We start from the raw sequence: 13,207 nt of genomic DNA on the forward strand, positions 1-13,207 counted from the left end.
GAGCTTTGGGCTGGCGCGAGGAGATCACCACAGCGGTCGACGAATGGATCGCGGTGGAAGGGGGAGCGGGCCAGCGTCCGAGATGGCGCAGGATCGGCAGGGCGACCCGGGCCGGTGAACCGGGCTGCTACGCGGTCGACCTGCGCGGCATCGAGCTCAATCCCGACCAGCTCGAAAGCCTCCGCCTTGCTGGGCCCGAGGAATCCGGTGTGGAAGGCGGATTCGCCGTCACAGGGACCGTGCAGACCGGTTCGTCGCTGACCGTCAGGGTTGCCGAGTTCGCGGACCCGGCGGACCCCTTCCTGTGGGTCCTGCAACAGCCTCCGACCTTCCTGCTGGAGGCCCTCAAGCACGGCTTCGCCGGATTGGGGGACACCCCGCTCGGCAGTCTGCTCGCCTCCGGCCGCCCTGCCGGTGACCCCGCCCGGACCGAGGCGCCGGCGGGTCTGTTCCCAGAGCAGGTGGAGGCGTACCGGGCCTGCCTCGGGACGGGCGTCCGGCTCGTATGGGGACCTCCCGGCACGGGGAAGACCATGGTCCTCACGCTGGCCATCGGTGACCTGATCGCCGCGGGCAAACGGGTCCTCCTGGTCTCCGCGACCAACATCGCCGTGGACAACGCCCTGAAGGGCGTCCTCAGGGGACGCCGCCACAACCCCGGGGACGTCGTCCGTGTGGGCCCGCCCCAGCTGAAGGAGATAGCCGGCAACCCGGAGGTGTCCCTGCCCCTCATGGTCAGGGCCCGGCTGGCCGACGTCGAGGAGCGGCGTGCTGCCACGTCGGCGGAGCTGCTGGCCATCCGCAGACGGGCCGAGGACCTCGCGGAGCTGGACGCAGGCCTCGTACGGTTCGACGCAGTGGCCTACGCGACGGCCAGGGCCCTGGTGGCGGAGCCGTTCGGTGATGCCGCCTCCCGCGACGCCCGGGTGACGGAACTGGAGCGGGCCGCGCGGGAAGCCGCCCGGTCACTGGCAGCGGCCGACCGTGCTGTGGCCCGGGCGCTGAAGGACCGCGACGACGCATCGGACTCCCGGCACCTCTGGACGCAGGTCGACGCACTCCTCGACGAAGCCGACGAGGTGGAGCGGGTCGCCACGGCAGCCGAGTCCGCCGCGCTTCAGACGGAGGAGCGACTGCGCGCAACCCAGCGCGCCCTACGAGAGATCAAGAACCGGACCGGGTTCGCCAAGATGCGCTCCCGCGGCGAGCACGCCAAGGCCGAAGCCGCGCGCGACGAGGCGGGCCTCCACCACAAGGACGCGTACGAGCGCGCCCGCAAGGCCCGCGGCATCACCGATCGGCGCCGCGCCCAGATCGCCGCGCAGACCGGGGAGATGGCCCGCACGATCCCCTTCTCCAGTACCGAGATCGAACGACGTGACACGGCTGCGCGGGACGCTGCGGCCGAGCACCTCGCCCGCACCCGGTCCGCGGCCGGACTGAGGGCTGCCCTCGCCGCAGCCGAGGACGAAGCCGGACGCGCACAGAGCGCCGAGGCTCTCATCGCCACCGCCGAGGAGCACGGCTGGCCGACCCGGCACGGGAAGGCCGAGGCCCTGCGCCCTGCCGTCGCCGCCGAAGCGGCTCGCAAGGGCGTGCTGGAACAGCAGTACAAGGACATCCAGGAGGAGTACGGGCGACTCGCCCGCGACGCCCAGGGCGAGATCATCAAGAACGCTCGTCTCGTCGCCACGACCCTGGCCCGTTTCCGCACCAACCGCCATGTCTTCTCCGGCCACTACGACGTCGTCCTCATCGACGAGGTCGGTGCCGCCTCCCTGCCCGAGGTTCTGCTCGCTGTCGCCCACGCCCAGCAGGCAGCAGTACTCCTCGGCGACTTCATGCAGCTGGGCCCGGTCGTACCCCGTGCACTGAAGGAGAAGAAGCGCCCCGACATCCAGCGCTGGCTGGTCCCGGACGTGTTCCAGCACTGCGGCATCACCGACCCGGCGGCGGCGCGGATGCACCCCGCCTGCACGACCTTGGTGACCCAGAATCGGTTCGGCCGTGCGGTGATGGGCCTGGTGAACGGTCTGGCCTACGACGGCGTGTTGCAGGCGGGCCCTGTCGTACGGGACTCCAGGAGCCCCGAGGACCCCGAGATCGTGCTGATCGACACCGACGGGCTCCACGAACTCGCCCACGTCCACCTCACGGGCCCCGGCAAGGGGTGGTGGCCGGCGGGCCCGCTGATCTCCCGGGCCCTGATCGATCTGCACGGTGGAGACGGCGAGACCACCGGCGTGGTCACTCCGTACGGAGACCAGGCCGAAGCCACGCTGGAGGCACTGCGCGACGTCGAGCACGACGGCAGCCCGAGCGCCGAGGTGGGCACCGCGCACCGGTTCCAGGGCCGGGAGTTCCCCATCGTCGTCTTCGACACGGTCGAGGGCGAACACGGCCGGCCGCTGTGGATGGCGAAGGCATCGTGCGCGCCGGAGGCGAACGACTGGATGCGCAACGGGATCAGGCTGTTCAACGTGGCCATGACCCGCGTACAGACCCGTGTGTACGTCATCGCGAGCGCCACCCGCATCCGGGAGGTGGCACGCACGGCGCCGGACTCCCCGTTCGGACAGCTGGACGCCCTGATCGGCACGCCGGGAGTACGGGTCCTCCCGGCCAAGTCGCTGATCACACCACCCGAACTGAACGTTCCACGCGGAGAGTTCGGCGACCGCCTGGCGGAGGTCCTCTCGCGGCACGTGGAAGTCAGCGATGTCCACGACGAGACGACGTTCTACGCGTCCGTCGTCGCCGCCATCAGGAGTGCGAAGACATCCCTGTGGCTGTGGACCCCCTGGGTGGCCCGGCGCGTCCGGATGATCCTCCCGGAGCTGCGCGCAGCCGTCGACAGGGGAGTACGGGTCACCGTGTTCGTGCGCGACCCCAGCGACCAGCTCCAGAAGAAGCCCGCGAACGCGACTCTCGTCGAAGACCTGCGCGCGGTCGTCCACACGGTGGTCCCGATGCACGTCATGCACCAGAAGATCGTGGTCGTGGACGAGAAGACCGTGATGCTCGGCAGCCTCAACGCCCTGTCCCAGAGCTGGACCCGCGAGGTCATGGTGACGATGCGCGGAGCCTACTTCGCCCGCAAGATCCTCACCCACGAGCACGCCGAGATCTTCGCCCGCCCGCCGAAGTGCCCGAGGTGCGGGCGGGACGACATTGAGATCAGACGCGGGGCGAAGGAGAACTGGTACTGGCGCTGCTACAACGCGCAGTGCCCGACGGGCGGCGGCAACAAGGCCTGGAAGAAGGACATCGACCTGTGGCGCCGCCCGGGGGCGGAGGGGTAGCCCAAACCGTCGGAGTCCGGCCAGAGGGGGGAACAGATGCAGGAAAAGCGATACGACCAGCGGGTACTGGTGCTGGTCGAGGTACGGGGCGGGCAGCACGACTGGGACAAGGCGGAACGGGCCTTCGACGAGCAGGGCTGGCCCGTCATCACGTCCTTCGCACGGGGTGAGGGAGCGTCCCAGGGGGTACTGAGGGCCGATGCCTCGGCACGGATGTACTCCGTCGAAGTGCGGTTCTTCGGAGCCCATAACCGGCGTACTGGGCGGGCTGCCGCCTGGCAGGTGGAGCGACTGGCGCGGCGGAAAAGGCTGGAGATGTATGCCCGGCGCCCCGAGCCGATGGACCGGGACCGGGAACAACTGACCGCCTGGTGGGTGCATACCGTTGCCCACCGGCCGCCGCGCGTACCCCATCCGCGGCCGCTGACGGCGATGGCGAAGCTGCGCCGCGCGGCGGCGGTGGCACGTGCTCGCTTCATGGAGAGGCGCGGGTACTACGACACCGGCACCGTGGTGACGGGAACAGCGTCGGAAGCCCGCCGGCTCTCCCGGATGGACCTGACCGGCGGTTCCGCCCCCGGGCCCGCCACCGACGTACGGGTGGCCTCCGGCGGGGTCCGCAGCCACATCGTGCCTCGCCGCGAGGACGACGCCCGCCGCAGGGCATACCGCCTCGGTGCCTGGCTGTTGGCCATGGTCTTCTGCGCGGTGGTCGCTCAGCAGCAGAGCGGAGTGCGGACGTGGGTGTGGGCCGGTGCGGCGGTTCTGTGCTTCCTCGCGGGAGCCAGGCTGGCGCGCGGCTTGTTCGCGTCCGGAGGCCGCGCGGGAAGCCTCATCGTGTGGGGCGTGGCGGCTGCCTTCACCCTTGCTGTCTTCCTTGGCGCAGACTTTGGGGACCGCAGGGGCTGGACCCCCGTACAGATGCTGTCCGTCTTCGCCGTCCTGGCGACGGTCGGAGGCATCCGGCTCCTGGTCCGGCAGTGGACGTGGGGCGAATGGCTCGCCTGGGCGGTGCCCCTGGCTTTCGCGGCTGCCGCGTCCCTCGTGGTGTCCTCCGGATCGGTGCTGCACGCGATGTACGCGGACAGCCTCGACCTGACACCCGCAGACCTAGATGTGCCCGCCATCTGGCAGGCCACATCAGCGGTGAAGCTCTTGAGCCTGCTGAGCTTCGTCCTGTTCGTGCCGGCCCTGTGGGGCATCGCGAAGCATGTGCATGTGCCGGGAGTCAGCCCCGTCGACCGGTTTCGCGTCCCGTTGTACGTGATCACCCAAGTGGTGGCGGTCATGCTGTGCGGAGGATGGGTGCTGGAGTCGGTGGGCGACGCGGTGAGGGACTTCCGCGCGGCGGCGGTCCAGAAGGCGGAGCTGCCTTCGTACTTCGGAGTGGAGCCGGAGTGGACGTGCATCGAGCCGACGGTCCCCGCGGCGAAGCTCAGCAGTCGGGGCGGCCTCCTCCGTCCGGAGCGCCCGTACATCTCGTTCGGGGAGGCCGGGGGAACGGTCTCGCTGTGGGACGAGTCCGCCGACAAGTCGCTGCAGATGCCGGCAGAGCAGGTACGCCTCGTGCCGGTGGCCGATGGGCAGGTCCGGTGCACCTTCTCGTACGAGAACCTGCCGAAGGCGGACTGACCCACTTCAGTCCGCGAGGTCCTCGTCGGGCTCGAAGATCGCCATCTGGTCCCCGACCAGCGGCTGCTTCAGCTTCATGGAGGAAGGGGGAGGGGGTGCGGCAGGGGTCTTCGCCTGGCGCTTGCCGGCCTTGCGGGAGTGGCCGCGCCGGTGGCGCTCCCGCACCGCCTCTCCGGGATGGCGGCCGTCCCAGAGCTCCGCGGCGATGGTGACCGAGTACCCCTCCAGGGCCCGCTCCTCGCCGAGGGCGAGCAGCTCTTCCCGGGAGGTGCCGACCGTCCCCGCCAGTCCGTGTTTGACGAGCTCGATGAACTGGCTGTTGATCAGGTGCCGGTCGGCGTAGGTGTAGCCGAGGCGTCGACCGCCGCCCGGTCCCCGGGTGCAGTCGTCCTGAAGGAGCAGGCGAACGTAGGACAACGGGAGGTACATGCCCGCCGCGGGTCCGGTGGGGTCGCCCTTGCCGTCTTCGGGCCAGTACGCGAGCTTGAGGAAACACGGGTCGCTGCCCAGCCGCCAGTCGTGGGGTGCGTATGCCGGACGGCTGGCGTCCGCCACGGCCTCCAGCCGGTCGAGCTGACCGCGCAGCCGCTCGTCCACGTACACCCAGCGCTCGACGGGCGGCAGCCGCTTGTACTGGACCATCACGAAACTCTGCGTGGCCTCGTGGTAGTAGATCAGGTCGCTCCCCAGCCGTCCCTCGACCGGAGTGGCGTTGACGTTGGCTACTTCGATCGTTCGTCCCTCGTGCTCGAACACGTGGATGTCGCAGCGGAAATCGGGACCGTTCCAGGGGCGGAGGAGCCGTACTCCGGGAATGGAGTGGGCGGCATCGTGCTCGATGAGGCTTTGTTCGCTGGGTTCGGCGATCAGCCCGGCGAGGTAGGTGTCGTGGGGACTCGCCGGCCGGCGCCAGGCGCTGAGCGGGGCAAGCGGGAACTCGCCGATGCTCAGTGCCAGGCGCGTGGAGTCGTACTGCTCCTGCCAGGATCGGTCCTCGACGCGGGAGCTGTCGAAGGGGGCCTGGTCCGCGACACTGGTCAGGCGGTCGAGGAGCTCCGCGAACCTAGGTCCTTGCTCGCGCAGTGCGTCGAGTAGGCGTTGGCCGAGCTCGTCGGGGAGTACGGCGACTTCGCTGGCGAGCATGCTGGTGAGCTCCTCGGTGACCATCCGAGGCAGCGAGGCCACCACCGAGGCCAGCTCCACCGGGGTGGGACTGCGCCACAACGGTTCCACCCTGATCAGGGCGTCACGAGTGGCAACCCGCTTGCCTTTGGGGTGCTTCACCACTCCGAGCCAGCGCAGCTGGTACGTGGGGCCGGCGGTGCCTGTGGCGGGATAGGTGCGTGCGAACACGAGTGTGACTTGGGGAAGCAGGTCCCGCGGTCGCATGGACGAGCCCATGGTCTTCCCCATGAACTGATCCAGCTGCAACTGCCAGTCGATGTCGTCGAGTTCTGCTGCTGATAGAGAGATCGCGTAGACCACGAATGGAGCGTATTGGATCAATGGCCAGGGCGGGGGGTGATCTCAGCCCAGACGGTCTTGCCGGGGGCAGCTGGGCGGGGTGTAGTGCCCCAGCGGGTGGCGAGGGCGGCTACGAGAACCAGGCCGCGGCCGCCTTCGGCGTCCGGGGCGGGGGTGGTGAGGACGGGCGTCCGCTCGGTGCGGGTGTCGGTGACCTCGATGCGGATGGTGGTGGCGTCCGTGGTGGTGGTGAGGCGGAGGTGGAAGTCCCGGCCGGGGACGTGGCCGTGGCGTACGGCGTTCGCGGTGAGCTCGGCGGCGATGAGGGTGACGGTGTCGTTGGTCGTCGTGTTGTAGGGGTGGCCCCACTCGTGGAGGCGGTGCGAGACGAGGCGGCGGGCGAGCCGTGCGCCGCGTGGGGTGGAAGTGAAGCGCATGTCGAACTCCTGGGCGGGAGCGTGGAATTCGGCTGCGGATTGAGTGGGGGGAGTTGTGGGCTTCATGCGGCCAACGGTGGCGTTGCGTGAGTAACGTTGACCAGGAGTGACGCACTGACGGGCGTGGGCTGTACGCATCGGTGCGGTGGGTGTCGGCGGTACGGGGCGTGACCGGCGGCGTGACTGGGGCGTTGGGCGCGGGAGGCGCGGATCATGGACGATCAGCAGTCGGAGGCCGGCTACGAGGCCGAGCCCGGGGCGGGCATCCTGTACGTCTTCGGGCGTCAGCTGAAGCGGTTCCGGGAGTGGGCGGGGCTGGAACGGGCGGAGTTCGGGGCGATGACGGGGTACTCGGCGTCGACCATCGCGGCGTACGAGCAGGGGAGGCGGATCCCTCCACCGAAGTTCATCGACCAGGCGGACGAGGTGCTCGGGGCGCGCGGCATCTTGAAGGAGATGAAGGAGGAGGTCGCGCGAGCGCAGTACCCGGCGTTCTTCCGGGGCGCGGCGAAGTTGGAGAAGGAGGCGGTGGAACTCCACGTCTACGCGGTGCAGGCGGTGCCGGGGTTGTTGCAGACGGAGGAGTACGCGCGGGCCGTCTTCGCGATGTGGCTGCCGCTGCTGGACGAGGCGACCATCAAGGAGCGGATCTCGGCCCGACTGGCCCGTCAGGACATCTTCTCCCGGATGCCGATGCCCACCATCAGCTTCGTGATCGAAGAGTCAGTGCTCAGGCGACCCCTTGGCGGGCCGGGCGTGATGAGCGGACAGCTGGAACAGATCCTGCTGTCCAGCCAGCGGCGCAATGTAGCGATCCAGGTTATGCCGACCGAGCGGGAGGAACATGCAGGGCTGGCTGGTCCGTTCACCTTGATGGAGACCAAGGATGGGCGGAGGATCTCCTACACGGAGGTGCAAGGTGACAGCCACGTTCACTCGGAGCGTGGCAAGGTACGGGAGTTGGAGGTTGCGTACGGCATCATCCGCGCGCAGGCTCTCACGCCGAGGGAGTCACAGGCCCTGATCGAGAAGGTGCTGGGAGAGAGATGAGCAAGGTAGCCGCTGACCGTTTTCCGCAGGACTTGGCCTGGTTCAAGAGCAGTTACAGCGCGGGCAATGGCGGCGAGTGCGTGGAGGTGGCGAACGCCGTCGGCTCGGTCCACGTCCGCGACTCGAAGAACAAGGCCGGGGCCATGCTGAGCTTTGACGCGGAGCAGTGGGCGACGTTCGTCGCCTTCGCGTCGCACTGACCTGCACGACAACGAGGGCCGCACCAACCTCGGTTGGCGCGGCCCCTTCGTCTTTCTAAGCGTCAGCCTTGACGGGCGGCGCCCACCGGCCGGCGGCGATCTCCGCGTCAAGCCGAGCGGAGAAATACGCGTGCGCGGCCCGCATCTCGGTCTCCCGGTCGGCCTTGTACAACGGCGCAGCGTACCCCTCGGGCGGCGGGACGCTGGCCGGGTTGTCCAGGTGATCGAGGAGCGCCGGGTAGGTCTCCTTGGTCTGACCGTGCCCGTAGGTGTTGTGATTGCGTGCGATCTTGCGGCCGTTCGCGTCGAAGTACATCTCCGCCTCGTAGTCGGAGAGGACGGGGTAGCGGGACTTGTAGATGGCGACGAGCTGATCGGCAGTGATCCCGAGCCAGACGGACACGAGCGCGTCGAGCTCGACGAGCGCGGCCCGCCGCTCGTACTCAGTCCGGAGCGGTGTCTCGTACTCCCATGTGCCACTGAGGTGGCCTGCGAGTGGTTCGAGGTTCGGCCAGGCGTGCGCCCACCCCTCGTAGCCTGGCCAGGTGGGGTGGAACAGCTCGTGCCAGAGAGGGGCATAAGCGTTGGTCAGGCAGTTCAGGCGCAAGGTGCGGAGGAGTAGAGCCGTGACGAGAGGATGATCGGGTCGTGGTGCCGGCATCTTCTTAGCCTCGGCAACCTGGAGATGGGATCGGCCAGTAATCCGGAGCAAGTAGTCGAGAGGCAGAGCGGCCCAAAATCCCGCGTTGAGGACGGTGAGCCTGTTGTCTGCCAGTGCCATGGACTGCACCGTATTGACGTGGGCAGGGCCAGGCGGGATGAGGGCTGCGAAGAGGCTCCGCTCGTTCGAAGACGGGACCATGCTGCGCCAGGCCAGCCTGTAGTACTGGGTGTACGGCAATCCGTTCCATTGGTCTTGCTCGTTCACGTAGCCTTGCGGATCGCAGGCGCGGACGTAGTTGGCAACTGGGACGATATCCTCCGGGATCTTTGTGTGATCCCAAGGTGACCAATCATTTTTGTTGCGACAAGGAATGTTCGGCTGCTTGTTGAACGGTGTGGCGCCGCCAAAATGAGGACCCTGCAAGACTACGTCAGAGAGCAGCTCTACTTTCTGAGTGGACCATTTGATGAACCCACTCTCCTTCGCCATTTTCTCGTGAAACCCGGCGGTGATTGAAGGATAGTAGGAGCCGAGTCGGTCGTTGGAGGATGAGAGTGCAGTGATAGCCCCTTGCTCCTCCGTGCTGACTGGGTAGAGCAGCGCGGACTGTGAAACGGAGACGTCGTTGTCTCCTGCCAGACGATTCCATTCGGCGAGAGTGCTGCTGTTGACTGTGACGAGGCGTGACAGGTGAGGCCGAGTGTCCCACTTTTTATTGAACTTGGTTCCCGGTGCTGCGCCACTGCCTGAATGGGTCAGGGACTCCGTAACTGTCTCTGGGGTGAAAATCCAGCTCATGTGAGTGAAGTTGATATCCCCCCTGGTTCCGTAGATGTTGATTCCGAATTCGTTCCGGTCGCGGATCTCGAATAGGAATAGGGAGTTCATGAAGTGCGCGTGAAATCTGAGGTGTCGGTAGGATTCTTCTCGGAGTGCTCCCTCCTGAATTCCGCTGAAGTGCGTGACTGGATGCACTAGTCCGATTGTTCCGTGGGGGCTGAGATTATTCCAAGTTCGGCACATGAATCCGCGGTACAGGTTTGGCTGAGTTCCTGTGATGAGTGGGTAAGTTGCGGATGAGCCAATGAAGGAAACAGTGCCGACATTTGCTGACAGCTCAGCCAGGAAGTATCGTCTCTGGTTTTCCGGTTCGTCGATTGCCTCGTTTTTCCGCAGTCTCCATTCCGCTACGCTAGGATTATCGGAAAGAGCGAACCAAGGTTCCAATTCAGCCAGGACCATGTCTTCTTGCCACCGTGGCCGCACCCATGGTGGGTTACCCACCTGCAGGTCGTAGCCGCCCCGCGCGAAGACCTGGGCGCATTCCAGTTCCCAGTGGAAGAAGCCCTGTTGGGTCGCGATGTCCTTCGACTGTGCCGACCAGGGGAAGCGGGACTCCAGCCAGTAGGAGCGGTCCATGCCCATGAGGTCCGGGAGGGCGTCCTCGTAGGGGGTCAGTTCTGTCAGGGACTCGAACGCGGCGACCAGGGACTCGGACGGAACGTCCTGCGTGCCCAGCAATGATTCCGCGAAGTCGAGCCAGTCGTCCAGGTTGGCCAGGGGGATGACCGCGCGGCGCTGCTCCGTGATGGCCTCCTTGCGGCGGCCCACGCGGCGCTTGTCCACCGCGTCCTGGGTGAGGGAGAGCTGCTTGGCCGCTGTGTCGAAGCCTGGGAGGGCGTCTTCCTCCCAGGACATCAGGACGCCGGCGTCCTCGTCCTCGGGGTCGGAGACGGCCACTTCGTAGGCCGCCGACTGCTCCGCCAGTTCTGCTGCGTGGCGGTAGCGGGGGTTCGTGCCGTCGAGGAGGGACGCCTCTTGGACCGGCCAGAACCACAGGGCGCACCACGCGTCCATCAGGGTCTTCAGGCGCCAGTACGGGGTGTCGACATCCTCAAGTTCGGCCAGGACCTTTTCGCGGTGGACCGCTTCCTTCGGCTGGCGGAGCCACTCCGGCTCGGCTCCCCAGACCTCGATCTTGCGGCTGATGTCGCGCTCGGAGATCTCCAGGCGGCGGACCACCAGCTGCCAGAGGTACTCCGCACGACGGGCGAGGCCCTGGAGGCGGGCCGTCTGCTTGGCGCTCGGGGACTTCGTGATCGCCTTGCGCCAGGCGGCCAGGGCCTTCGCTTCATCCGGGGCGAGAGCCTTCGCTTCCTTCTCGGCCGCTACCGCGCCCCACTCCTTCGCCGGGACGAGGAAGTGGTGGACCGAGCCCGAGGGGAGGCCCGAAGCGGCCTCCGTGAGGGGGAAGCGTTCCGGGGTGGTGCCCAGCCAGCCTCCCTTCTTCAGGCGGTCCGCGGAGTAGATCTCGCGGCGGCCGCCGATCAGGGAGTTGCCGCGGCGCAGGTGGAGGCCGAACCAGGGGGCCTCCATGCCGGGGTGCATGGTGTTCAGCCACAGCGAGACCTCGGCCAGCTCGACCGCCGTCGAGTTGAGGTCCACGCCGTACGAGTTGTGCAGGGCGATGTACGCCTTGGCCTTCTGGAGCTCGATCGGGTACTGCTCGGTGTCGATCGCCTGACCGGTCTCGTCCTGGCGGCGGCGGAGGTACTCCACCGCTACCTGGTTGATCGCCTCGTTCAAGAACGCGCCCGAGCCCAGGGCCGGCTCGCAGATCTTCCAGTCCAGGAGTTCACGGGCTTCCGTGATCGTGTCGTCCTGGTCCAGGCGGTGCTGCAACGCCAGTTGGACCGTGACCTTCGTCAGGGATTCCGGGGTGTAGTACGAGGCCGAGGTCTGGCGGTCGCGGCCCGAGAGGCGGTAGACGAAGGAACCCGGGCGGTACCGGACCCGGACATCGGCGCCCGTCTCCTCGTCGCGGCGGCGGACGAAGACCGCGTCCGCGTACTCGTCGGCCTTCGACGCCGGGACCAGCCAGGAGCCGTCCTTCGGGTCGCCGTTCTTCGCGACCTCGTACAGTTCCTCGCCCGCGATGAAGCCGGCGTAGGACATCAGGCCTTCGTACACCGCGCCCAGCTGGTTGATGCCCAGCTGTGCGTAGGAGATGAAGCCGCCGCGCTCGCCCTTCTTGCCCCGGGTCAGCATCAGCTTCCGCAGGACCTTGTACAGGGTTGCGTTGCGGAGTCGTGTGTCCAGGTAGCGGTGGTCGCCGTCTGTGTCGTCGTCGTGGCGGGGGTCGCGTACCGACTCCGCACCGATCAGGCGGATCGACTCTGGCTCGAAGAGCTTCGAGTGGAGGGGCTCGAAGCGGAGGCCGATGTCTTCCGATTCCTTGACGCCGACCCCGTGCGTACGCCGCGGGCGGTAGCCCTCCTGGACCTTGCTGAAGAGGAGGTCCAAGGACTCGTACAGGTAGACACCCTCGCGGGCCTTCTCGCCCACCAGGTCTCGCTCCGCGACCAGTTCGCCGAGGCGGCCCAGGCCGTACCCCTGGTGGTACTCCGGGTAGTCGGAGGGGAGGATGCCCAGCTCCGGGCGGGCCTCCGCGTACAGGAGGAACAGGATGCGGTACAGGTAACGGAGCGACTCACGAGTCAGCTGCTGGGAGAGTTCCGGGAGTTCCTTCACGTCGTCCAGGCGGACGCCCTCATGGCTGGTGATCCGTTCCAGGACCTCGTTCGCGATGAGTTCCACCGATTCGCGCAGGCCGTCCCGGAGTTCTGAGGAGACACCCACCGCGTGCTTCGTCGACTTGTCGACGAGCCCGGCCAGAGGGTTCTCGCCGCCCTCTTCCGGCGTGCGGAGGGAGTCCGCGCCGAACAACGCCGCCAGGGTGTCGAGTTCCTGGCCGTCCTTGGTGTTGTTGCGGTCCAAGGCCGTGTCGAGGGAGGCCGCCAGGTAGCGGCCCTCACCCCACGCCGCCCGGTCCGCCAGGACGATCACGCCGCCGGCCAGCAGGAGGACGTACCGCGGTGCGTCCTCGCTTGCGAAGAGGAACGAGGCCAGCTTCGAGCCCGTACGGAGGGAGGTGGAGGCGTCCAGGGAGACGGGGGCGAGGAGGCGGCCGGGGCCGTCCGGGTCCAGGGCCGCGTCCGGTTCGGCCGCCCAGCCGCAGCTGACCGCCACCAGGCCCGTTTCTGCGTGCGCCACCGGGATCTCGTACGTGTGGTCCGCGCGCACGACCGTCAGGGTCTGCGGCTTGGCGTCGTAGCCCAGGGAGCGGAGGACCGAGGTGTTGAGGGAAGTCGCCCGCTCACGCCAGTCCGGGGAGTCGTACGTCGTCGCGTCGTCGACCGCGCCCGCCGCCTCCGCGAAGAAGGCGCGCGTACGGAAGTACGGGCGGCGCAGAGCGCGCAGGCCCAGACGGGGGGTGACCGGCAGGGCCTCCGAAGGCGGCTCCTGTTCGGCGGAGTCGGAGGACTTCGTCTCCTCCTCGCGGGTCTTCCACGCCGCCAGCAGGCCGGACTTGAGGTCCTTCGGGAAGACCTCGGCCAGGTAGTGCGCGGAGAAGTACTCGCCGCGGTTGACCAGGGAGTCGTACGTCATGGGGATTCT

At 67.8% G+C, this 13,207-nt stretch carries 7 protein-coding genes; 4 read left to right on the plus strand and 3 right to left on the minus strand.

Translation table 11 applies throughout. The annotated features are described in order from the left end of the window. The first annotated feature begins 5 nt into the window (after positions 1-5). Entirely contained in the window at positions 6-3,302 is a 3,297-nt protein-coding gene (locus tag AC3IYI_RS30285; RefSeq protein WP_489406654.1) for an AAA domain-containing protein, read from the plus strand. 36 nt (positions 3,303-3,338) lie between these two features. Beyond that, positions 3,339-4,934 carry an NnrS multi-domain protein gene (locus AC3IYI_RS30290; protein ID WP_489406655.1) on the plus strand — a complete coding sequence of 532 codons (1,596 nt, stop codon included), beginning with the start codon at positions 3,339-3,341 and terminating at the stop codon, positions 4,932-4,934. Between the two features lie 6 nt (positions 4,935-4,940). Here AC3IYI_RS30290 and AC3IYI_RS30295 read toward each other — a convergent pair whose 3' ends face one another. Next, entirely contained in the window at positions 4,941-6,419 is a 1,479-nt protein-coding gene (locus AC3IYI_RS30295) for a hypothetical protein (protein ID WP_489406656.1), read from the minus strand. A gap of 17 nt (positions 6,420-6,436) precedes the next feature. After that, complete coding sequence (locus tag AC3IYI_RS30300) at positions 6,437-6,835, minus strand: ATP-binding protein (RefSeq protein WP_489406657.1); 399 nt, start codon at positions 6,833-6,835, stop codon at positions 6,437-6,439. A gap of 213 nt (positions 6,836-7,048) precedes the next feature. Here AC3IYI_RS30300 and AC3IYI_RS30305 point away from each other — a divergent pair, with 213 nt between their 5' ends. Both AC3IYI_RS30305 and AC3IYI_RS30310 read left to right on the plus strand, forming a co-directional pair. Beyond that, on the plus strand, positions 7,049-7,885 hold the full coding sequence (locus tag AC3IYI_RS30305; RefSeq protein WP_489406658.1) for a helix-turn-helix domain-containing protein: 837 nt from the start codon (positions 7,049-7,051) through the stop codon (positions 7,883-7,885). Continuing rightward, the gene (locus AC3IYI_RS30310; RefSeq protein WP_489406659.1) at positions 7,882-8,085 is read left to right on the plus strand and encodes a DUF397 domain-containing protein; all 204 of its coding nucleotides are present in this window, start codon (positions 7,882-7,884) and stop codon (positions 8,083-8,085) included. The genes AC3IYI_RS30305 and AC3IYI_RS30310 overlap by 4 nt, the downstream gene beginning before the upstream one ends. Before the next feature lie 55 nt (positions 8,086-8,140). Here AC3IYI_RS30310 and AC3IYI_RS30315 read toward each other — a convergent pair whose 3' ends face one another. Next, positions 8,141-13,198 (minus strand): class I SAM-dependent DNA methyltransferase, encoded by a 5,058-nt coding sequence (locus tag AC3IYI_RS30315; protein ID WP_489406660.1) that lies wholly within the window; start codon positions 13,196-13,198, stop codon positions 8,141-8,143. Positions 13,199-13,207: the final 9 nt, after the last annotated feature.

The sequence above is a fragment of the Streptomyces sp. GL_148 genome (assembly GCF_057834205.1).

Coding starts and splice junctions, on each gene's coding strand:
- AC3IYI_RS30290 (WP_489406655.1), top strand. CDS start 3,339: ATGCAGGAAAAGCGATACGACCAGCGGGTACTGGTGCTGGTCGAGGTA.
- AC3IYI_RS30300 (WP_489406657.1), bottom strand. CDS start 6,835: ATGCGCTTCACTTCCACCCCACGCGGCGCACGGCTCGCCCGCCGCCTC.
- AC3IYI_RS30305 (WP_489406658.1), top strand. CDS start 7,049: ATGGACGATCAGCAGTCGGAGGCCGGCTACGAGGCCGAGCCCGGGGCG.
- AC3IYI_RS30310 (WP_489406659.1), top strand. CDS start 7,882: ATGAGCAAGGTAGCCGCTGACCGTTTTCCGCAGGACTTGGCCTGGTTC.
- AC3IYI_RS30315 (WP_489406660.1), bottom strand. CDS start 13,198: ATGACGTACGACTCCCTGGTCAACCGCGGCGAGTACTTCTCCGCGCAC.